This is a genomic window from Natrarchaeobius oligotrophus (assembly GCF_003841465.1).
Classification (GTDB): domain Archaea; phylum Halobacteriota; class Halobacteria; order Halobacteriales; family Natrialbaceae; genus Natrarchaeobius; species Natrarchaeobius oligotrophus.
Map to the genome: position 1 here is coordinate 210,378 of NZ_REFZ01000001.1, position 20,379 is coordinate 230,756.

At 65.8% G+C, this 20,379-nt stretch carries 19 protein-coding genes; 8 read left to right on the forward strand and 11 right to left on the reverse strand.

What is annotated here, in order from left to right:
- Window positions 1-85 precede the first annotated feature (85 nt).
- Window positions 86-1,630 (forward strand): thermosome subunit alpha, encoded by a 1,545-nt coding sequence (gene thsA, locus EA472_RS01130; protein ID WP_124189982.1) that lies wholly within the window; start codon window positions 86-88, stop codon window positions 1,628-1,630.
- 95 nt (window positions 1,631-1,725) lie between these two features.
- On the forward strand, window positions 1,726-2,091 hold the full coding sequence (locus EA472_RS01135; RefSeq protein WP_124189679.1) for a HalOD1 output domain-containing protein: 366 nt from the start codon (window positions 1,726-1,728) through the stop codon (window positions 2,089-2,091).
- 18 nt (window positions 2,092-2,109) lie between these two features.
- On the opposite strand, the gene EA472_RS01140 is transcribed toward EA472_RS01135, so the two are convergent.
- Entirely contained in the window at window positions 2,110-2,994 is an 885-nt protein-coding gene (locus EA472_RS01140) for an SAM hydrolase/SAM-dependent halogenase family protein (RefSeq protein WP_124189680.1), read from the reverse strand.
- A gap of 131 nt (window positions 2,995-3,125) precedes the next feature.
- Window positions 3,126-3,644: a nicotinamide-nucleotide adenylyltransferase gene (locus EA472_RS01145; protein ID WP_124189681.1), complete on the reverse strand. Its 519-nt coding sequence runs from the start codon at window positions 3,642-3,644 to the stop codon at window positions 3,126-3,128.
- Between the two features lie 267 nt (window positions 3,645-3,911).
- Here EA472_RS01145 and lonB point away from each other — a divergent pair, with 267 nt between their 5' ends.
- The 3 genes from lonB to EA472_RS01160 all read left to right on the forward strand — a co-directional run bounded on the left by lonB (window position 3,912) and on the right by EA472_RS01160 (window position 7,582).
- On the forward strand, window positions 3,912-6,107 hold the full coding sequence (lonB, locus tag EA472_RS01150; RefSeq protein ID WP_124189682.1) for an ATP-dependent protease LonB: 2,196 nt from the start codon (window positions 3,912-3,914) through the stop codon (window positions 6,105-6,107).
- Window positions 6,108-7,142, forward strand: coding sequence for a CPBP family intramembrane glutamic endopeptidase (locus EA472_RS01155; RefSeq protein ID WP_124189683.1), 1,035 nt, complete (start codon window positions 6,108-6,110; stop codon window positions 7,140-7,142).
- A 95-nt stretch (window positions 7,143-7,237) separates the two neighbouring features.
- Entirely contained in the window at window positions 7,238-7,582 is a 345-nt protein-coding gene (locus tag EA472_RS01160) for a hypothetical protein (protein ID WP_124189684.1), read from the forward strand.
- Window positions 7,583-7,692: 110 nt separating this feature from the next.
- On the opposite strand, the gene EA472_RS01165 is transcribed toward EA472_RS01160, so the two are convergent.
- Both EA472_RS01165 and EA472_RS01170 read right to left on the reverse strand, forming a co-directional pair.
- The gene (locus EA472_RS01165; protein ID WP_124189685.1) at window positions 7,693-8,364 is read right to left on the reverse strand and encodes an HAD family hydrolase; all 672 of its coding nucleotides are present in this window, start codon (window positions 8,362-8,364) and stop codon (window positions 7,693-7,695) included.
- A gap of 276 nt (window positions 8,365-8,640) precedes the next feature.
- Complete coding sequence (locus EA472_RS01170; RefSeq protein WP_124189686.1) at window positions 8,641-9,957, reverse strand: methyl-accepting chemotaxis protein; 1,317 nt, start codon at window positions 9,955-9,957, stop codon at window positions 8,641-8,643.
- 134 nt (window positions 9,958-10,091) lie between these two features.
- On the opposite strand from EA472_RS01170, the gene EA472_RS01175 reads away from it, so the two are divergent.
- Window positions 10,092-10,916, forward strand: coding sequence for an HFX_2341 family transcriptional regulator domain-containing protein (locus EA472_RS01175; protein WP_124189687.1), 825 nt, complete (start codon window positions 10,092-10,094; stop codon window positions 10,914-10,916).
- Window positions 10,917-10,952: 36 nt separating this feature from the next.
- On the opposite strand, the gene EA472_RS01180 is transcribed toward EA472_RS01175, so the two are convergent.
- A complete protein-coding gene (locus tag EA472_RS01180) occupies window positions 10,953-11,561 on the reverse strand; it encodes a hypothetical protein (RefSeq protein WP_124189688.1) in 609 nt (202 codons plus the stop codon).
- Window positions 11,562-11,743: 182 nt separating this feature from the next.
- Here EA472_RS01180 and EA472_RS01185 point away from each other — a divergent pair, with 182 nt between their 5' ends.
- Window positions 11,744-12,931, forward strand: coding sequence for a 3-dehydroquinate synthase II (locus tag EA472_RS01185; protein ID WP_124189689.1), 1,188 nt, complete (start codon window positions 11,744-11,746; stop codon window positions 12,929-12,931).
- A gap of 19 nt (window positions 12,932-12,950) precedes the next feature.
- Here EA472_RS01185 and EA472_RS01190 read toward each other — a convergent pair whose 3' ends face one another.
- The 3 genes from EA472_RS01190 to EA472_RS01200 form a co-directional block, all read right to left on the reverse strand.
- On the reverse strand, window positions 12,951-13,406 hold the full coding sequence (locus tag EA472_RS01190; protein ID WP_124189690.1) for a zinc ribbon domain-containing protein: 456 nt from the start codon (window positions 13,404-13,406) through the stop codon (window positions 12,951-12,953).
- A gap of 61 nt (window positions 13,407-13,467) precedes the next feature.
- On the reverse strand, window positions 13,468-14,073 hold the full coding sequence (locus EA472_RS01195; RefSeq protein ID WP_124189691.1) for a hypothetical protein: 606 nt from the start codon (window positions 14,071-14,073) through the stop codon (window positions 13,468-13,470).
- Window positions 14,074-14,198: 125 nt separating this feature from the next.
- A complete protein-coding gene (locus EA472_RS01200; RefSeq protein ID WP_124189692.1) occupies window positions 14,199-15,848 on the reverse strand; it encodes a hydroxysqualene dehydroxylase in 1,650 nt (549 codons plus the stop codon).
- Window positions 15,849-15,999: 151 nt separating this feature from the next.
- Between EA472_RS01200 and EA472_RS01205 the strand changes: the two genes are divergently transcribed.
- Window positions 16,000-17,052 carry a phytoene/squalene synthase family protein gene (locus EA472_RS01205; RefSeq protein WP_124189693.1) on the forward strand — a complete coding sequence of 351 codons (1,053 nt, stop codon included), beginning with the start codon at window positions 16,000-16,002 and terminating at the stop codon, window positions 17,050-17,052.
- A gap of 96 nt (window positions 17,053-17,148) precedes the next feature.
- Here EA472_RS01205 and EA472_RS01210 read toward each other — a convergent pair whose 3' ends face one another.
- The 3 genes from EA472_RS01210 to EA472_RS01220 all read right to left on the reverse strand — a co-directional run bounded on the left by EA472_RS01210 (window position 17,149) and on the right by EA472_RS01220 (window position 20,326).
- Complete coding sequence (locus tag EA472_RS01210; protein ID WP_124189694.1) at window positions 17,149-18,354, reverse strand: MFS transporter; 1,206 nt, start codon at window positions 18,352-18,354, stop codon at window positions 17,149-17,151.
- Window positions 18,355-18,530: 176 nt separating this feature from the next.
- Window positions 18,531-19,211, reverse strand: a complete 681-nt coding sequence (locus tag EA472_RS01215) for a type I 3-dehydroquinate dehydratase (protein WP_124189695.1) — start codon at window positions 19,209-19,211, stop codon at window positions 18,531-18,533.
- A gap of 134 nt (window positions 19,212-19,345) precedes the next feature.
- Entirely contained in the window at window positions 19,346-20,326 is a 981-nt protein-coding gene (locus EA472_RS01220; RefSeq protein ID WP_124189696.1) for a transcription initiation factor IIB, read from the reverse strand.
- Between the last annotated feature and the right edge of the window lie 53 nt (window positions 20,327-20,379).

The following is a 20,379-nucleotide window of genomic DNA, read 5'->3' on the forward strand; positions in this document are numbered from 1 at the left end:
TAGCAAAAAGTTTATATAGAAGTGCTGACGACATACTTAGTGAGGATTCACAATGGCACAACAGCGACGCATGGGCGGACAGCCTATGTTTATTCTGAGCGAGGATAGTCAGCGAACGCAGGGTCGAGACGCCCAGTCGTCGAACATCATGGCCGGCAAGGCCGTCGCTGAAGCGGTACGGACGACACTCGGGCCCCGCGGGATGGACAAGATGCTCGTCGACTCGAGCGGCGAGGTCGTCATCACGAACGACGGGGCGACCATCCTGAACGAGATGGACATCGAACACCCCGCGGCCCAGATGATCGTCGAGGTCGCCGAATCTCAGGAGGAGGAAGTCGGTGACGGAACGACGACGGCGGCCGTGATCGCCGGCAACCTGCTCGGCGAGGCCGAAGACCTGATCGAACAGGACGTCCACGCGACGACGATCGTCGAGGGCTATCACGAAGCCGCAGAGATCGCTCTCGACGCGATTTCCGACCAGGTCGACGAGGCGGACGTCGACGACGAAATTCTCAAGCAGGTCGCAGAATCGAGCATGACCGGCAAGGGAACCGGCGGCCTCACCGCCGAGGAGCTCGCCGAGACGGTCGTCGAGGCCGTCCGGCACGTCGACGGCGAGGACGGCGTCGAACGCGAGAACGTCACCGTCCACACGCAGGTCGGCGCCTCCTCGAACGCGACCGAACTCGTCCCCGGCATCATCGTCGACGAAGAGCCCGCCCACGACGAGATGCCGAGCGAGGTCGAAGACGCGTCGATCGCCGTCCTGGACGTCGAACTCGAGGTCCGGACCGGCGAGGTCGACGCCGAGTACGCCATCGACTCGATCGACCAGCTCAACGCCGCCATCGACGCCGAAGAGAGCGAACTTCGCGGCTACGCCGAGGAGATCGTCGACAGCGGAGTCGACGTCGTCTTCACCACCGAAGACGTCGACGACCGCGTCAGCTCCGCTCTCGCCAACGAGGGCGTGTTGCTGTTCGAGGGCCTCGGCAACTCTGATGCCCGCAGCATCGTCTCGGCGACCGGCGCTCGCCGCGTCGGTGCACTCGAAGATCTCGAAGCGTCCGACTTCGGTGAGGCCGAGCGAGTTCGCGCCGAGACCTTCGGCGACGACGACCTCGTGTTCGTCGAGGGTGGTGCGGCCGCCGAGGCCGTCACCGTCTTCGTCCGCGGCGGCACCGAGCACGTCGTCGACGAACTCGAGCGGGCGATCGGAGACGCGCTCGACGTCGTCGCGACGGCGCTCGACTCGGGTGAGGTCGTTCCCGGCGCCGGCGCAACCGAGATCGCCATCGCCGACCGGATCCGCCAGGAAGCCGCCGGCATCGAGGGACGCAAACAGCTCGCGGTCAACGCTTTCGCCGACGCGCTCGACGTCGTCCCGCGGACGCTCGCCGCGAACACCGGCCAGGACCCGATCGACGCGCTCGTGGATCTCCGTGCCGCCCACGAGTCCGAAGGTCGTGCTGGGCTGATCACCGACGGCGAGGACGTCACCATCGACGATCCGTTCGAGTACGGCGTCGTCGATCCCGCGGACGTCAAGCGCGAAGCCGTCGAGAGCGCGACCGAAGCCGCGACGATGATCGTCCGCATCGACGACGTCATCGCCGCCGAGTAACTCTGTCCCGTCCGATTTCTTTCGCTCGCTCGCCGTCGAGCGCCGCGAGATCGGCCGATAATGTTATATGTTAACATGATTGAGTTCCGGACGTAATGTCCGGGAAATCACCGACGGATCAACTGACACCGGTCGAAGGCGCCACCGGCCGAACGGTCTACTACGACGAGGACCGGCAAACGTATCACGCGTGGTTTGACGACGACGAGTACGAGCCGGTGAGTACGGCGCTACTCGACGCCGTTGCCTCCGTTCTCGACGTCGATCCGCTCGAGCTCGAGCCCCTCTCGGCGTGCATCGAGCCGGATGCACTGAACGAGCTGGTCACCCACTGGCAGACGGGCGAGTCCGGAGCCGTCGACGGATCAGTCTCGTTTACGTTCTCGGACTGTGTGATTACTGTGCGTGCGGACGGCGAGATCGTCATCGATCCCGAACAGCGTCGGCTGACCGAGGCGTGACGGTCGACCGCGGTTCGTTTACGGCCGCTCGAGTCGCACTCGATCGCCAACCGCGAGATCGAAGGCTTCGTCGCCGCGGCCCTGGTTGACGTCGAGTTCGACGTAGCCGTGGCTTCCGATCGTCGCGAGTGGATCGCCGGGTGCCACGGCTGCGAAGGTTTCGCCGACCGGAACGGAGTCGCCGTCGGCGACGATCCGATCGCTTCCCGCCAGGAACCGACCCGGAACGTTCGTGATCGCGTTGCCGAAGTCGTCGACGACCAGAACCTCGCCCGCCGCCCGGTCGCCGTCGATCGTCGCCGTCGGCAACGCGAAACGCTCGTACTCCTCGACGGGTTCGAGAAATTCGAGCGAGGCGAGCGCGTCGATCGCCGTCTCGTGAACCGCGGCGGCTGCGGGCGCGAACACGTCCCGGCCGTGAAACGTGTTGCTCGCCGTTCGATCGCGGCCAGGTCCGGTCGACCGCGACGGTCCGTCGTCGTCACTCGAGTCGGCGGCCGCTCCCGAAAGTGAGCGACGCGACGGTTCGTCGCGAGTTCCCCGAGCGCCGACGGCTGGTTCCAGTTCGGCCTCGTCTACGGCGTAGGTCTCGAAATCGTCCCCGCCGGCGAGGCGGCGGGCCGCCGGGACGAGGACGCCGTTGTCGGGACCGACGAGGACGTCGTCGCCGGCACGGAGGACGAGCGCGTTGCGGTCCGTCCCGACGCCGGGATCGACGACGACGAGGTGGACCGCCGGCGGGAAGTACGGGAGCACCTCCCGGAGCCAGAACGCCGCGGTTCGGACGTCCTGTCTGGGGAAGTCGTGTGCGACGTCGACGAGTCGCGCGTCGGTTCGCCGGAGGATCACCCCCTTCATCGCGGCGGGGTACGGCGTCCCGAAGTCCGAAGAGAGCGTGAGCATGTGTGTACGTCGGTACCGCTCGCCCAAAAATCAGTTCGACGGTTCGACGACGATCGCCGTTCGACGCCATCCTGCGGACCGGTCGTCGGTGTTGGCGAAGCGAGTGATCGACTCCGCGCCGCCCGAGGCGTTTACTCGCCGTTCGAGTCGGTGTCGCTGATCATCCGGATCCGCTCGGTGCCGTCGATCTCGTCGACGACCTCGACGACCGCCTCCGGGACGAGCGACTCCCAGTCGTCGTCGTTGATCATCCGCTCGCGGACCTCGGTCCCCTCGAGCACCTCGCGGTTGAACATCGGCGACTGGCGGACCTCGATGCCGGCCTCGCGAAAGAGCTGGATGACGAGCGGGTTGTTCGAGTAGGCGACGTCGAAATCCGGGCTCATACTCTGGACGTGACTCACCCACACCGAGTTCCGCTCCAGGTCCTCGATAGGGACGGCGTACGTGACGAGATCGGTGTCGACGAGCGACTTGGTGATCATCATGATCCGTTCGCCGGCGGTGAACGGATTCCTGACCGTGTGTGAGTCGTCGGCGCTTCCGATCCCGAGGATGAGTTCGTCGACGTCGTCGGCGATCTGGGCGACCATGTTTCGGTGGCCGTTGTGAAAGGGCTGAAAGCGACCGATGTAGAACCCCCGGGTCATACCGGGAACTGTTCGACCGCGGCGCTTAAGCGTGGCGAGTTTCGGCCGGTCGTCGAACGAGTCTCGGCGACGCGCTCCGACCGTTCCGTGAGAGCCGAATCGTCGCGACAGTTCGGTCGGACTCGTCCCGACGTTCGTCACGAGCGGCAAATTCCAAACGACACCCTCGACCGCTGTACCTGTCGGTTTCAACCACTGACACCATACTCCGCATGGAGAAAGTATATCAGTGGCAATCCCTTCGAGACAGGTACCGAACAGAGTTCTATGAGCAACGATACGAACGTTGACGACCCTCCCGAAGACGCCTCAGAGACCGCTTCCGAGCAGGAGCGGGACCAGGAGCGAGAACGCTCCGAGGAGCGTCAGGGAGAGCGGTCGCCGCACGAGGAGGGCGGCGATCGAACCGAGGATGTCGACGATCTCGAGCGCCGGATCGACGGCGAACGATCGCCGCTCGACGAGGATCCGGGAGACAACGCGAACGACGAGGTCGAAACCGTCGAGGACCTCGGCAGCGCCGTGGAAGTCGATCCCGGCGTCGAAGTGGACGAAGAGATCGCCGAAGACGACCTCCTCGGCGGACTGAAAATCGAATCGACGTCCGACATCGAGGTTCCCGACCGACTCGTCGATCAGGTGATCGGCCAGGACGAAGCCCGTGACATCATCATCAAGGCGGCCAAGCAGCGCCGTCACGTCATGATGATCGGCTCACCCGGGACGGGTAAGTCGATGCTGGCGAAGGCGATGAGCCAGCTGCTTCCCCAGGAGGACCTCCAGGACGTCCTCGTCTACCACAACCCGGACGACGGGAACGCGCCAAAGGTCCGGACGGTTCCCGCCGGAAAGGGAGAACAGATCATCGACGCTCACAAGGAGGAAGCCCGAAAGCGCAACCAGATGCGCTCGATCCTGATGTGGATCATCATCGCGATCATCATCGGGTACTCGCTCATCGTCGGAAACATCCTCCTCGGGATACTCGCGGCCGGTATCATCTGGCTGATCTTCCGATACACCTCCCGCGGCACCGACGCGATGGTGCCGAACATGATCGTCGACAACGGCGACCAGCGCACCGCACCGTTCGAAGACGCCACGGGTGCCCACGCCGGCGCGCTGCTGGGCGACGTCCGCCACGACCCGTTCCAGTCCGGCGGCATGGAGACGCCGAGCCACGACCGCGTCGAACCCGGCTCGATCCACAAATCCAACAAGGGCGTGCTGTTCGTCGACGAGATCAACACGCTCGACGTCCGCACCCAGCAGAAGCTGATGACGGCGATCCAGGAGGGCGAGTTCTCCATCACGGGACAGTCCGAGCGCTCCTCGGGCGCGATGGTCCAGACCGAACCCGTCCCCTGTGACTTCGTCATGATCGCCGCGGGGAACCTGGACGCGATGGAGAACATGCATCCCGCACTGCGTTCGCGCATCAAGGGATACGGGTACGAGGTGTACATGGACGACACCATCGAGGACACCGCCGAGATGCGACGCAAGTACGCCCGGTTCGTCGCACAGGAGGTCGAACGCGACGGGCGTCTCCCCCACTTCACCCGCGAGGCCGTCGAAGAGCTCATCCTCGAGGCCAAGCGTCGGGCCGGCCGCAAGGAACACCTCACGCTGCACTTCCGGAACCTCGGCGGACTGGTCCGCGTCGCGGGCGACATCGCCCGCGCCGAAGACCGCGAACACACCACCCGCGACGACGTCCTGCAGGCCAAAGAGCGCTCGCGCTCGATCGAACAGCAACTGGCCGACGACTACATCGAACGCCGCAAGGACTACGAGCTACAGGTCACCAAGGACGGCGTCGAGGGTCGGGTCAACGGGCTCGCAGTCATGGGCGAAGACTCCGGGATCATGCTTCCGGTCATGGCCGAAATCGCCCCCGCACAGGGCGGCGGACAGGTGATCGCGACGGGCAAACTCAAGGAGATGGCCGAGGAGTCGGTCCAGAACGTCTCCGCGATCATCAAGAAGTTCTCCGACGTCGACCTCTCGGAGAAGGACATCCACATCCAGTTCGTCCAGGCCGGCCAACAGGGCGTCGACGGCGACTCCGCCTCGATCACCGTGGCGACGGCCGTCATCTCGGCGCTCGAGGACATCCCCGTCGACCAGTCGGTCGCGATGACCGGCTCGCTGTCGGTTCGCGGCGACGTCCTTCCGGTCGGCGGCGTCACCCACAAGATCGAAGCCGCAGCGAAAGCCGGCTGCAGCAAGGTCATCATCCCCAAGGCCAACGAACAGGACGTGATGATCGAAGAGGAGTACGAGGAGATGGTCGAGATCATCCCGTGTTCGAACATCAGCGAGGTGCTCGACGTCGCGCTGATGGGCGAACCGAAGAAGGACTCGCTGGTCGACCGGCTGAAGGCGATCACCGAGAGCGCCTTCGACCAGGGACAGGGGGCGGTCGGCTCGGCCAGCGGCTCGAACCCGAGCCCGCAATAGATGCCCCAGTGGGCGACGTTCGTCGGGATCACGGGCGTCGTCCTCGCGTCGCTGCTCGTTCTCTCGTATCTGACCCAGTCCGCGTTTTCGGACGCCGATCGGAGCGAACCCGAGCGAAGGAACGACTCGAGAGCCGGCAGGCCGAGCGACGACCGATCGAGAACGGTCCACGAATCGGAGTCCGCGGAGACGCCGTCCCCCGACCCCGCCACGTCCTCCGTCCGAGCGCCCGGCTCGTCTCCGGAGTCCTCCGCGGCCGAACCGTCCCCGTCAGATCCGACGACGTCGGTCGACGAATCCGGCTACCGACGGCCGGACGAACCGTCGACGGAACGCGGCGAAGACGGCCAACGGCGGATCGCCGTCGACCTCGAGGACGACCGGCCGGCTCCCCGAACCGCAGAGGGCGACGAGTTCGATCCCGCGTCGCTATCGACCGGGGCGTTGCTCGCGAACGTCGCTATCTCGCAAGGGCTGTTCGCGCTCGTGTTGCTAGGAGCCGTCCTCTACACCGGGATTCCGATGGACGCCCTCGGCGTCGAGTTCTCGCGATCGTACCTCGTGACGGGACTGATCGTGGGAACCGTCGCGGGCGTCGTCCTCTACGTCGCGAACGAACTCGTCGCGGCGTTCGCGACCCGCTTCGGCTTCGATCACGACGAGCAGTTGCGCGAGCTGCTGGCTCCCGACTCGACCGGCGGCTGGCTCGTCCTTCTCGGTCTCGTGCTCCCGACTATCGCGATCTTCGAGGAGTTGCTGTTTCGGGCGGCTCTCGTCGGCGTGATCGCCGCCGGCTACGGCGTCTCGCCGTGGTTGCTCGCCGTCCTCTCCTCAGTTGCCTTCGCGGTCGGCCACGGGATGCAGGGATCGGTCGGAGTCGTCGTCACCGGCGTACTCGGGTTCGTCCTCGCCGCGATGTTCATCCTGACCGAGAGCCTGCTGGTCGTCGTGGTCGCCCACTACTTCATCAACGCGCTCGAGTTCGTCGTCCACGAGGGGTTCGACCTCGAGTGGGCCGCGTCGCTCGAGCGGTGACGGCGAGACAAACGATCCACTCGTACCGGTAACGGACCCGCACCAGCGGCGAACGGGTCAGTACCGATATGAGGGAGGAGTCAGATCGATCGAGTATGGACATCGACGACGTTCCGGAGCGGGTGTACCGAACGATCTTCCTGGGGATCGTCCTCTACTTCGCGCTCATCGCCTATGCCGCCATCGCCGACGAGTTCCTGGCCGTCCTCGCGGCGGAGTTCGTCTTCGGCGTGATCGCGATCGGGCTCGGACTGTTGCTGTTCAGGGCGACGGACACCGAGCCGTCGGCGCTGCTCGGCGCGGCGGTCTGTCTGATCGTCGGCGGTATCCTCCAGTTCGCTCACCTGTTCACGCGGATTCCGACGATCGATCAGGCGTCGTCGATCGCCGTCTTCGTCGGCATCGGACTCTACGTCTACGCGGTGTGGCTTTCGGACTGAGACTGCCCGCTGTACGTCGTTTCCGGAGCGATCGCCCAGACGGCTCGCGGTCGCTCCGATGCGTCGGGACAACGGAGCGGACGAACGGGCGAACCGCGCGTCGCCCGTTCTCAAACGATCGTCTGGAACGACTCGAGGGACGACAGTTCGTACGTCGGCTGGTGATCGCCGGTCCGACCGCGGCCGGTGTCGACCCACACCGAATCGATCCCCATGGCGTTCGCACCGGCGACGTCCGCGTGGAGCGAATCGCCGACGTGGATCGCCACCGCCGGCTCGACGTCGAGCTCGCCGAGGGCGTACTCGAACGGCGCGGCGTCGGGTTTCGGATAGATCCCCGCGCTCGGCTCCGTGAAGACCGCGACGTCGAACGCGTCGGTGAGATTCAGCGCCTCGAGTTTCTTCGTCTGGGTCCGGCGGCCGCCGTTCGTGATGAGCCCGACGCGACCCCGATCACGGGCGTGATCGAGCGCTTCTCGTGCACCGGGGCGAAGACGGACGGCGGTCGGGTCGCGCACCTCGAGGTACCAGTCGGTGAGTCGCGACGAGACCGTCGGATCGACGTTCGCGCGGGTCGCGACCTCGGAGAACAGGTGCTCGTAGAACTCGCGGTCCGTCTCGGCGGTCGGCAGCGACGGCACCGCGTTTCGCAGATCCGAAACCGTACAGAACTGCTCGAGGCCCGCCCGCTCGAACGTGGCCTCGAGGATGGTCGAAGCGTCCTGCGTGGGCTCACAGAGGGTGTTGTCGAGGTCGAAATAGACCGCGTCGTAGCCGGCCATCGGGCGTTCTAGGAACGCGACGGTCCTCAACGTTTCGACGGTTGCACGGAAACGTCGGGTTCACTCCCCGTCGGCTCCGACGACGGTCGACTCCATCCGTCGAGACGGCCGTCGCGAACGCGGTGGCGGTCGGGACCGACCGCTCGAGCGAACGCGTTATCGGCCCGAACCGAGGTCGAACCCGTGGGTCGACCCTGGATCACGCTCGGACCGGCCGACGATCGATCGCGCCCGACCGGACGGAACGAGCGATCACTACCGGAGAGTCGGCCGAAATCACTCGCTCGAGAGGCTTTCGACCGCCTCGTGTATCTCGCGGACGTTGGAAACTTGCGTCTCGTTCGCGCTGGCGACCGACTCGATTTCGGTCGCGATCGTTTCGGCCTCCGCGACCAGTTCGTCGATCATGCTCGCGACTTCCTCGGTGCTTGCGGCCTGGTCGTCGGTCGCTCCGGAGACGTCCTGGATCCCCTGGGAGGCTTCCTGGACGGTCTGGGCGATTTCCTGGAGCGTGGTCATCGCGTCCTCGACTTTCTCCTTGCCACGATCGACCTCTCGAGTGGTCTCCTCGAGACTCGCCACGGTTTCGGCGGTAACGTCCGTGATCTCGTCGACCGTCGTCTCGATCTCGCTGGCGTGTGTCTTGGAATCCTCCGCCAGCGATTTGACTTCGTTCGCGACGACGGCGAAGCCGTCGCCAGCCTCGCCGGCCGTCGCTGCCTCGATGCTCGCGTTGAGTGCGAGCAGGTTGGTCTGATCGGCGATCGCGTTGATGACTTCGACGACCTCGTCGATCTCGTCGACGTGATCCTCGAGCCGACCGATGTCGGCCGCGACGTCCTGCGTCGAGTCGTCGACCGCCTCGATCGCGTCGATGGCTTCGGTCGCGGCCTCCCGTCCCGTTTGCGAGAGTCCCTCGGCGCGCTCGCTGGTCGCGGCGACCTCCTCCGCCGTCGACGCGATCTCTTCGACCGACGCGGACATGTCGGCCACCTCGCTCGCCACGTCGTCGATCGAGTTCGCCTGATCGTCGGCGAGTTCGTTGATCCGGTCGGTGCTCTCTGCGACCCGGTTCGCGGTTTCCTGGACCTCGAGAACGCTCGTTTCGACGTCGTTCGTCACCGCTCGCTGCTGTTCGAACTGGGAGACGTAGTTCGCGACGAACGTGAGGATCGTCTCGAGCAGCTCTCGTTCGTCGGCGAGCCAGGGGCCGTCGTCCTCCGGCGGTCGTCGCTCCGTGTAGACGACCTCGATCAGAACGGTCGTTCCGGTCTCGGTGGTCGTCTCGGTCGTGAGCGGCTGATCGGTCCGTCGAAAGCCGTCCGAGTCGACGACGACGTCGTCGATTTCGATCCTGGCTTCCGTCACCGTCGGATACTGAAACCACGTCGGCAGCTCGGTCACGTACGTGCGCACGCGGTCGGCGGGTGGACCGTCGACCGTTCCGAACAGTTCGTTCGCGCGTTTGATCGCCTCGAGTTCTTTCGTTCGCTCCTGAAGGTCCACTTTAGCCTGGGTCTCCCCGAGGCTCGCGAACTCGTCCCGGAGTCGAAAGTGCTCGGACGGAAGCCCGGACAGCTCCGATTTGGACATACTGGTAGCGCGGACGAAAGACGCATTACGTTGTTGGCCAACGAGCGGAACGAGTCAGCTGGCAGATGCGAACGAGGAGCCGAACCGTCCGGATACAGCGAACGGTATATTTTCGTGCCGTCGGATGAAGCGGTATGGACGTCGTCAAACGCGTACACGTCGCGCCGGTCGGCTACGAGTTCGACCGGATCCTCGAGCCGATCGAACGCCAGCGAGCCGACCTCGTCTACCTGCTCGAGGACGAAAGCGCGCCCGCGGAACCCGACTATCACGAGGAGCTCCGCGAGGAACTCGAGTCGATCGTCCCCGAGGTGAGACGTCACAGCTGCGATCTGACGGACGTTTACGCCGTCCTCGGCGCGGTGACGACGATCGCGTCCGAACACGCGGCGGACAACGTCTACGTCAACGTCTCGGGCGCGGGGACGATTCCCGCGATCGGGGCGACGATCGCGTGCATGGACGTCTCGACGGACGCGCGTCCGTACTACGTCGAGCCGGAGACGTACGCCCACGACGGACGGGACGAACCGGCGTCGGCCGGCGTCGAGGAGACCGCCGAAATCCCGATCTATCCCATCGATTCGCCGACGCCCGATCAGGTCGCGATCATGGAGTTTCTCGCGGAACCGACCGCCTGGGACGGCTTTCACGACGACCGCACGTCGCCGCCGAAAAAGAAGGACCTCATCGAGTACGCCAGGGACCGAAACCTCTCGTTCATGGCCGACCGACGGCCGCCGGAGGAACGGGCCGGCGAGGACAAGGGCGCGTTTCGCGTCCTCGACGCCCACGTCCTCGAGCCTCTGTGCGACGACGGCTACGTCACGATCGAGACCGTCGGTCGCCGCCGAGTCGTCGAGCTCACCGAGCGCGGAGCGAACGCCTACCGCGCGTTCAGACACAAACTGACTCGGCTCGGCTCGCGCGACGACGGCGGCGAAGCCGACCGTCGGTAGCGGCTTCGCGCTCGACGATTCCGAACGTCGGCGTCGCTAGCGCTTCTCGCTTCCCACCGAAGGAGCCACCGGCTCGTCACGAACCCGCGCGTACAGCGTCGTCCCTAGCCGGGCGAGCTCGAGGTCGGCCTCGAGTCTGTCGGCGTGCGCTCGCAGCTCGGCTTCGTCGAACGCCAGCCGACCGTCCGTCGAGCGCTCGTGCGAACGGACCGCTCGTCCGAGCAACCACGGGGCGGCATCGGCGAGGTACGAGCCCGGAAAATCGAGACCGGGACGGCCGCGTTCGACCGCGGCGAGGAGCTCGCTTGCGACGATGAGGGTTCGGCGGAGGGACCGAACGTCGTCCGCGTCAGCGGGTGGGGCCAGGTGGCTCGCGATGTCGCAGTCCGCTTCGACGACGTCCTCGTAGCCGACGTCGAACGCGGCGGCGATCCGGTCGCGGGTGAGCGTCTCACCGCGGCCGCGACGGCTCGCGAGCCGACACGCACCGAGGACGGCCGCGGTGCGACCGTACTCGAGCGCCGCCAGTTCTCCCGCGTGGTCGTATGCGGCCCGGGCGACGTCGGCGACGTCCTCGACTCCGAGGCGACGGGCCGCTCGCTCGATCGTCAGTGCGTCACGCGGTTCGTTTCGGCGCTGACCCATACGGAACGATAGCGGCCGGTGTATATTATTCGCTATCGAGAAAGTGTCGTTACTATCGATACTAACGTTACTAGTGGGAATTTCGAATTCGACGGGATGGTTCCGTCCGCACACGGCGGAGCCGTCGATTCGGGGCTGTCCGATTCGCCACGTTCAAGCCGGTCCCCTTCGACGGTCGAGATATGAGCCGATCCGTTTGGATTAAAGCCGACGACGCAGTCGGCGACTGGGACGATCGACGGGCGCGGATCACCGCCGCGCTCGAGGCGGGCGTAGACTGGGTACTGGTCGACGAAGCCGACGTCTCCCGGGTGCGCGAGCTGGGTGAGATCAACGTCGCGGCGTTTCGAACCGACGGCGACGTCACGCTCGTCGACGACGCCGAGGGTGACGAAAACGGGAACGCGAGAGCGGACGCCGTCGTCGTCGGCAAAGACGGCGAGGGCGACGGAACGATCGAGTTTCCGGACGACCTCTCGGGGTCGGCAGACCTCTCGACGCTCCGACGGGAAGGGACAGACGACCTCGAGCGCGGCGCGTACGTCCACATTCTGGGCAAACAGTACGAAGGGTTCGCGGAGGCCGCAGCGACGGCGGCCGACCACACGATCGTCATCGGCGAGGACTGGACGATCATCCCGCTCGAGAACCTGATCGCCCGCATCGGCGAGGAGACCGACCTCGTGGCGGGCGTGACGAGCGCCGAGGAAGCCAAGACCGCGTTCGAGACGCTCGAAATCGGTGCCGACGCGGTGTTGCTCGACTCGGACGATCCGGACGAGATTCGCGAAACCGTCGAGGTACGCGACCAGGCCGAACGCGAATCGCTGGACCTCGAGTACGCGGAGGTGCTCGACGTCGAACAGATCGGAAGCGCCGACCGCGTCTGCGTCGACACCGGCAGCCTGCTCGAACACGACGAGGGGATGCTCGTCGGTTCGATGGCCCGCGGTCTCGTCTTCGTCCACGCCGAGACGGCCGAGTCGCCGTACGTCGCCTCGCGGCCGTTTCGGGTCAACGCCGGGGCGGTCCACGCGTACGTCCGAACCCCGGACGGCGGCACGAAGTACCTCTCGGAGCTACAGAGCGGCGACGAGGTGCAGGTCGTCGACACGAACGGCAACACCCGCGAAGCGATCGTCGGCCGCGTCAAAATCGAAAAGCGGCCGATGTTCCGGATCGCCCTCGAGACCGACGACGGCGACCAGATCGAGACGCTGTTGCAGAACGCCGAGACGATCAAGGTCGCGACCGCGGCGGGACGGACGGCGGTGACCGATCTCGAAGCGGGAGACGAACTGCTGCTGTACTACGAGGACACGGCCCGTCACTTCGGCGAGGCCGTCGAAGAGAGCATCATCGAGAAGTAACGACGCGCCCCGGTCGCGATCAGTTTCTGGCTTCGGCCGGACCCGCAGTCGGCTCGGATTCGCCCGGTTCCTCGGGCTCTTCCGGCTCGAGTCGGGTCGTACACCAGTGACAGAACGAGAGGTCCTCGTCGAGTTCCTTGCCGCAGTGGGGACAGGACGGCCCGTCAGCCGAATCCCCGTTCGATCCCGGTGGGAACCCGAGCGCGCGGAAGGTGGCGTCGATCGCCGCGAAGAGGACGATAAACGAGAGCACGAACTGCCCCATCGTGTCGATCTCGCTGGCGACGAACTCCATACTTTCGGTGAGCGAACCGACCGCGGCGATCTCGTTCGGCGGCGGCAAAAAGAGCACGACGGCGGTGAAATACAGCCCGGAGAACACCAGCATCCGGAGCCAGTCCTTGATGAGAGCGTGGCCCGCACCCGGCAGGAGCACCGAAAGACCGGCCGCGGCGAGTGCACGGAGCCATGTCATACGTATACGCTAGGAGAGCCGACTGGTTAACATTCCGATTTTGAAGCCACCGTCCAGCCGATCACCGATCGCGCTCGCTGACCAGCAGCGAGCCACAGCGGACGCACTCGAGTCGTACCGTCGACCCGTCTCCACCCCCGACGTCGGTCGGCGTCGTCTCTCCCACCAGCTCCCCGTCGCAGTTCGGACACCACTCGAGAAAGAGCCGAAGCGCGGTCAGCACGATCCGCCGCTCCCGCGATTCGAGCGTCTCCCAGGTCGGGTCCGACTCCTCGAGCACCGCGGTCGACGCGAGATCCGCGAGGAACGCGCCGTCGGACGGCCAGCACCCGACCCGGTCGCGACCGCGGGTCGCGGCGAACCCCTCGTCGGTCACCTCGAGTGCGAGCCGGTCGGAACGGCCGTCCAGGCGAGTCGCCAACTCCGTCAGTCGACTGTTCGTCTCGCGGATCTCGCGCATGCGGTCGTGCCACGCGGTCCGAAACGTCGACTCGAGCCGGAGGCCGTCGTTCCCGCCGACGACGGCGCTCGTCGAGCGCAACAGCGCCTCCGCGTCGATAGCCGAGTCGGGCTTCCCAGCCGGTTCGGACGGCGTCTGCGGCGGATCCGGTCCGACCTCTGCGGATCGCCCCCATCCGCGGATCGACTCGAGGACGGTCGATGCCATGGCGTACATACGTCGTCGATCCGACGGACCTACTCATTGGTATGAAGTGATTACCGGGTGTGTCCCGACGGCTCGCGGTCGCGTTCGTACCGGTTCGGTCGCGGACGCGACGCGAGCGGCGTCGGTCAAAAGAGGGACCTGAGCGCGCTGTATCCCGACCACACGGTCGGCGACACCGCGCCGGGATGCGGGAATCCGCCGCGGTAAATCAGTTCGTCCACGCGCTGGAGGCCTTCGATGCTTCGCGGAAGCGTCAGTTGCCAGAGCCGGCAGGGCTCGGCCGACCAGTCCGAGCGGGCGAGGATCGCGTTGACGGCCCGCCGTGCGGCCTCGTTGGCCGACTCCATGCAGGCGAGTTCGCTGTTCGTTCGGGCGTAGTCGGTAGCGACCGTCAGATTTTCGGCGGCGGTCGCCGGTTCGGGACGGTGTTTGAGCGAACCGACGCTGTTGATGAAAAGCGGTTCGCGGTTTCCATCGACGGTACCGTCCTCGCCGAACGTGATCGCGGGATCGAGACACCAGTCCCGGACCAGGTCGGCCGAAAACCCCACGCCGCGGTCGGCCGCGAGGTGTCGCTCGAGTTGTGCGAGCACTTCGGTTTTGATCTCGTCGCGGGTGCACTCCCGCGCGGGTTTGTCGTAGACGATCCCCGGATCGTTCCAGTTCGAAACGCACACCGAGAGGATACCCTCGACGCCCTCGTGATCGTCGAAATCGTAGCCGTCCCAGAACTGCCGCTGTGAGATGGTCGTGATGGCCCACGGCGAATCGTAGTAGATGCCGTGGCCGTGGACGAGGTCGACGTCCTCCTCGAGGTAGAACTGGATCCCGTTCATCCACGCCTCGTCGAGGTGGGAAACGCCGGCGACCGACGGCGCGGCCGCCTCGAGTTCCGGCGTCAACAGCGATTCGAGGACGCCAAGCGGCAGCCCGACGACGTAGTACTCCGCGGTGATGGTGCGTTCGGTACCCCCGTCGTCGACTCGAACGCCGGTGACGACCTCGCCGTCGCTCTCGATGGCCGTGACGGGCGTGTTCGGTCGAAAATCGACGCCTAGCGACTCGAGGTAGGTCGTCCAGGGATCGATCCAGACGTCGCTGGTCGGTCCGTTGAGCACCAGATCGGACTCCTTGGACTCGTCGAACATCCCCTGGAGCAACTGGAGGTAGATTCGCCCCATCGTGCGGGTGCTCGCTCGCCTCGGCTGGAGGGCGACGAACGACTGCGAGAGGCCGTACGCGAGGTTCTGCCTGTACTTGTGAGACATTCGGTCGGCGTCGATGAACTCCCACCAGCTCACTTCGTCCAGTTCGCCGGCGAGTCGCTCCTCGGAGCACGTCAACAGCTGTCCGATCCGGTTGAGAAAGTACGCCTTCTCGTCTCCGGACACTTCCGGACCGCCGAACAGGTTGGACGTCGCGGTCCGAAATCCGCCGATCGTGGTCGGGACGTTCGTCGACATCGTCCACTGTCGCTCGGCGCTTGCCTGCAGGACTTCGGTCGTCTCGACGAGGTTGTCGAGCACCGATCCGTCGTCGAACGGGATCCGCGACATCGTGTCGGTGACGTGCTGGTAAAAGCCCGGGAAAAACCGAAAGCCGTGCTCGGCGGGCAACGGCGTCGCACAGGAACTGCAGGGGCCGGGAAAGCTGCGCGCCTTCCCGCCCATTCGATCTCCCGACTCGTACACGGTAACGGAGACGCCGCGCTCTGCGAGTTCGTGTGCCGCACTCAGCCCCCCGACGCCACCGCCCAGTACTGCTACCTCGACCATTCTTTCACCGGCGTCCGTTCGAGTACCATCGATCGGTCACCGAAATGACTTCGTGAGAGTGGTATAATCTTTTCGAAGTACTATACTTTAGATTCTTATGAGATAGAGCATTTTATGTTGGAGTGGTTGTGATGTTGAAGGGAAATCGCGCATGGACGGAAGAACGAACCCTCTCGCTTCGGTAGCCGCGGACGACCGGAAGTGGTGTCACGAGACCGTCGGCTCGGTATCCAGAACGTTCGCGATCAGCATCGAGCTGCTCGAGGAGCCGATGTCGACGACGCTCTGTGTCGGCTACCTCCTCTGTCGAATCGCCGACACCGTCGAGGACGAATCGACCCTTTCGGCCGAGGAGAAGAGTCGGCTCCTCTCGACGTACCGACGGGCGCTCGATCCGGCCGACCCGTCGACGACAGCGGCGTTCGCCCGTTCGATCGAATCCGTCGTCAGCGAACCGGACGGCGACGACTGGTATCTGGTGGCCAACGCGGAGCGCGTGGTCCGCACGTACGAGAGCTTTCCGCCGGGCGCGAGAGACGCGATCACGCCGCCCGTACTCGAGCTCGTTGCGGGGATGGGGGCGTTCGTGAAACGCCACGCCGACGAAGCGGGAGTTCGGATTCAGACGGAGGCCGAACTCGAGGAGTACTGTTACTACGTCGCCGGCGTCATCGGCCGGCTGATCACCAACCTGCAGCTCTGGAACGGCGACGTCGACGGCCGTCCCGAGCGGATGCGAGAACTCTCGGAGTCTTGCGGACAGCTCTTGCAGCTCGTGAACATCGCGAAAGACGTCCACGCGGACTACGTCGACGAGGGAAACGTCTACCTCCCCGCCAGCTGGCTGGCCGACGTCGGCGTCTCCCAGGAGAATCTGCTCGCGGACGGCAACGAATCCGACGTGGTCGCCGTCGTCGAACGGACGGTCGAGCGCGCCAGGGGATACGTCGACGACGGACAGCGCTGGCTCGAGGCGCTCGGCGCGAACGACGAATCGATGCTGAAAGCCTGTACGGTCCCGTTTTTGCTCGCGGTCGCGACTCTGCGTGAACTCTCCGAACGTCCCGAAGCGGTCCTCACCGACGGCGGCGTGAAAATCTCGCGGACGGAGGTGATGACCATCGTGGCCTCGGTCACGACCGACTTCGACCGGTCGTCGATCGGCCCGCTGCGCGAGTCGGTCCGCCGCGGCGAGCTGACCTGAAATCGCTTCGACTGGAACGCCCGTCCGGATCGCCGTCCGGCTCCGGTGTGATCGCGAACCGGACAGCGTACCGACGTGCGGTTTCGGCAGTCCGTCTCAGTCGGCGTCCGGCATCCGAACCGTGAACGCGACGACGAGCGCGACGATCCCGGCGAGGACGAAATACCCCTCGTCGAAGTAGCCGTAGTCGGCGATCACGCCGAAGAGAACCGGCCCGCCGGAGGCGAGCGTCAGCGTGATGGTTTTGACGGTTCCGAGCCCGGTTCCCTTCACCTCGTTCGAGAACGAATCGGCGAGATACGGCTGCGTGACCGCGCCCGAACCGAGCATCGTGCTCACGAGTGCAGTGACGCCGACGAGGAGCCAGACGTTGTCGACGAACGGGAGGAGGGCAAATCCCGCGACCGGCGGGACGAGGATGGCGATGAGCGAGACTCGCGCGCCGATGCGATCGTAGGCAGCGCCGGCGAGCGGCTTGATTATCACGCCCGCCGCGAAGAAGGATCCGAAGAGGAGGCTCGCGACCGACGGCGAGAGTCCCTTCTCGGTCGTCAGGTACGTTGGATAGAACGCCGTGAACGACTGCCAGATGAAAAAGTAGAGAAACAGGATGACGGTCATGTACGCCATCGCCGGCGTGCGAAACTCCGGCAGAACGTCGAGCGCGTCGCGAAGCGATCCGGCACCGGCCGGCCGGTCCGTTCCGTCCCGATCGGGAAGGACGACCGAGAGGCCGATTCCGGCGAGGACCAACAGCGGAATCATGAAGCCGAGCCCGGCCTGCCAGGCGATCGCCACGGCGAGTACGGTTGCGATCGGTGGGAACACGGTCTGGCCGACGTCCGCCGTCGCCATCGTCAACCCGAGCGCGCTCCCGAGTCGCTCGGTGTAGAGACTCGAGAGAAACGTGATCCGGGCGATGGGATACAGCGACGAACCCAGCCCCCACAGCGCCGTTGCGAGAAACAGAACGAGCGGCGTGGGGGCGGTGATGACCAGCGCGAGCGACACCGCGACGACGATCACGCTCCCCGCCATGATCGTGCGTTCGTCGTATTTGTCCGCGAGCACGCCGCCGGGTAGCTGGCCGACGGACGCAAAGAGCCACAGGACGCTTACCAGTAGGCCTGCGGCCGTGAGGCTCAGTCCGTGAACGGTCTGGAGGTACGGGATGATGACCGGGAGAACCATCCGGCTTCCCATGAGCAGTCCCCAGCCGATCGCGATCGTCGAAAGCGAGATTCCCCGCCCGTCTCCCCACACCGCCTGCAGTTCCCGCCCGACGACTGTCCGGACCTTCATCGAAAGTGCGACCGAGCGTCGGTTCCACGGGGTCAAAGCGCTGGTTTTCCCACCAGTATTTTCCTCCTTTACTCCCAATGAGCGATCGACAACCGCGATCGACGACGGCCCCTTCGACGAACGGACGATCTGGAGCAGGGCGTCGAATTGGACGGACCGCAGTTCCGTACTCGAGGTTACTCGAGGTCCGCGACCAGCCGCGAGAGCGTCTCGAGATCGTACTGGCCGGGTGCGGTCGCCTCGTCGGGGTCGACGGGCGCGTAGCCGATCGTCGAGCCGTAGACGGGCGCGACCGCACGGGTGTGGCTGCCGGCCTCGCCCATCGCCATCGTCGCGACCGTCCGTCCGTCCGACGCGAGCCGGTGGGTGACCGCAAGCAGCGCGAGCGTGTCGGCTCGCGTCTCGGCCGTCACGGCGAGCTTTCCGACGTCCGCGCGCTCGCAGGCGTCCGAGAGGGTGTCGAGCAACTCGATCTCGTCGGGCGTCCCCTCGAAGTCGTGGGCGGAGGCGACGACCGAGACGTCGCGGTCGCGCGCCGCCGCGCGGAGTTCCGTCGCCGCGCCGGAACGCAGCGACTCGAGTTCGACGTCGACCGCCTCGACGGCGTCGACCGCGAGAGCGTCCTCCAGGACCGCGAGGCGCTCGTCGTCGTCGCCGTCCCACTCGCCGCCCTCCCAGACGGCGCGGTTGGTGACCAGAATCGGCAACTCACCGTCGTAGGCCCGAAGCTCTGCGAGCGGGTCGGCGGCGAGGTCCATCCGGAACTCCACGGCGTCGGCGTGTTCGCGAGCGGCGGACTCGTCGGAGAGATTCGCGGTCGCGGCGACGAGAACGAACGAGTCGAAATCCAGACCCATAGCTGTGCGACTCGAGGACGGGGAGTCGAAAAACGGTGTCGCTTCGTCGGCTGCGTCGAACGGTCCGTCGTACGGCGGTACCGCCACACCCCAGGCCCGTCACGTGTGGCGGGAAACGGGTACAGCGGTCCGTCTCAGGCGACGCCGAGGGTCTCTTCGGCCTCGAGCAGCTCGTGGTAGCGGTTCCGAATGGTGACTTCGGAGATGTCCGCGACGTCCGAGACGGCGGCCTGGGTGGTCTTCTCGTTGGTCAGCAGGGCGGCGGCGTACACCGCTGCGGCGGCGAGGCCGACCGGCGACTTGCCGCTGTGGACGCCCTTTTCCTTGGCGTTCTGGAGGAGACCCCGCGCGCGGTGTTCGGCCTCGTCCGAGAGCTCGAGTCCCGAGGCGAACCGGGGAACGTAGCTCTCGGGGTCGGCGGGCTGGACCTCGAGGCCGAGTTCGCGGACCACGTAGCGGTACGTGCGGGCGATCTCGTTTTTCTCGACGCGGGAGACGTCGGCGATCTCGTCGAGCGAGCGAGGGACGCCGGCCTGGCGGGCGGCGGCGTAGACGCACGCGGTCGAGACGCCCTCGATCGAGCGGCCGGGCAACAGATCCTCGTCGAGCGCGCGCCGGTAGATGACCGATGCGGTCTCGCGGACGTTGGTCGGCAGGCCGAGCGCCGAGGCCATGCGGTCGATCTCGCCGAGGGCCTGCTTCAGGTTGCGCTCTTTGGAGTCGCGGGTGCGAAAGCGCTCGTTCCACTTGCGAAGACGCTGCATCTTCTCTCGCTGGCGCGATCCCAGCGAGTTACCGTAGGCGTCCTTGTTGCGCCAGTCGATGTTCGTCGACAGCCCCTTGTCGTGCATCGTGTTCGTCGTGGGCGCACCCACGCGGGACTTCTCGTTCTTCTCGGCGGCGTCGAACGCCCGCCACTCGGGGCCGCGATCGACAGAGTCCTCTTCGACGACGAGGCCGCACTCCTCGCAGACGGTTTCGCCGTGTTCGTCGTCGACGACGAGGTTTCCCGCGCACTCGGGGCACGCGAGGTCGTTCTGTTCGCTCTCGGTCCGTTCGGCCGTCCGTTCGGGTTCGCTACGTCGTACTCTCGTGTTCGATGGTGCGTTGGTCATACGATGGCATACGCTGTCCGGACGAGGGGGCCGCAAAAGCCCGGACAGATTCG

Coding starts and splice junctions, on each gene's coding strand:
- EA472_RS01160 (WP_124189684.1), top strand. CDS start 7,238: ATGGACATCGACGACGTTCCGGAGCGGGTGTACCGAACGATCTTCCTG.
- EA472_RS01155 (WP_124189683.1), top strand. CDS start 6,108: ATGCCCCAGTGGGCGACGTTCGTCGGGATCACGGGCGTCGTCCTCGCG.
- EA472_RS01175 (WP_124189687.1), top strand. CDS start 10,092: ATGGACGTCGTCAAACGCGTACACGTCGCGCCGGTCGGCTACGAGTTC.
- EA472_RS01165 (WP_124189685.1), bottom strand. CDS start 8,364: ATGGCCGGCTACGACGCGGTCTATTTCGACCTCGACAACACCCTCTGT.
- EA472_RS01170 (WP_124189686.1), bottom strand. CDS start 9,957: ATGTCCAAATCGGAGCTGTCCGGGCTTCCGTCCGAGCACTTTCGACTC.
- EA472_RS01220 (WP_124189696.1), bottom strand. CDS start 20,326: ATGACCAACGCACCATCGAACACGAGAGTACGACGTAGCGAACCCGAA.
- EA472_RS01200 (WP_124189692.1), bottom strand. CDS start 15,848: ATGGTCGAGGTAGCAGTACTGGGCGGTGGCGTCGGGGGGCTGAGTGCG.
- thsA (WP_124189982.1), top strand. CDS start 86: ATGTTTATTCTGAGCGAGGATAGTCAGCGAACGCAGGGTCGAGACGCC.
- EA472_RS01210 (WP_124189694.1), bottom strand. CDS start 18,354: ATGAAGGTCCGGACAGTCGTCGGGCGGGAACTGCAGGCGGTGTGGGGA.
- EA472_RS01195 (WP_124189691.1), bottom strand. CDS start 14,073: ATGGCATCGACCGTCCTCGAGTCGATCCGCGGATGGGGGCGATCCGCA.
- EA472_RS01140 (WP_124189680.1), bottom strand. CDS start 2,994: ATGCTCACGCTCTCTTCGGACTTCGGGACGCCGTACCCCGCCGCGATG.
- EA472_RS01205 (WP_124189693.1), top strand. CDS start 16,000: ATGGACGGAAGAACGAACCCTCTCGCTTCGGTAGCCGCGGACGACCGG.
- EA472_RS01190 (WP_124189690.1), bottom strand. CDS start 13,406: ATGACATGGCTCCGTGCACTCGCCGCGGCCGGTCTTTCGGTGCTCCTG.
- EA472_RS01135 (WP_124189679.1), top strand. CDS start 1,726: ATGTCCGGGAAATCACCGACGGATCAACTGACACCGGTCGAAGGCGCC.
- EA472_RS01215 (WP_124189695.1), bottom strand. CDS start 19,211: ATGGGTCTGGATTTCGACTCGTTCGTTCTCGTCGCCGCGACCGCGAAT.
- lonB (WP_124189682.1), top strand. CDS start 3,912: ATGAGCAACGATACGAACGTTGACGACCCTCCCGAAGACGCCTCAGAG.
- EA472_RS01185 (WP_124189689.1), top strand. CDS start 11,744: ATGAGCCGATCCGTTTGGATTAAAGCCGACGACGCAGTCGGCGACTGG.
- EA472_RS01145 (WP_124189681.1), bottom strand. CDS start 3,644: ATGACCCGGGGGTTCTACATCGGTCGCTTTCAGCCCTTTCACAACGGC.
- EA472_RS01180 (WP_124189688.1), bottom strand. CDS start 11,561: ATGGGTCAGCGCCGAAACGAACCGCGTGACGCACTGACGATCGAGCGA.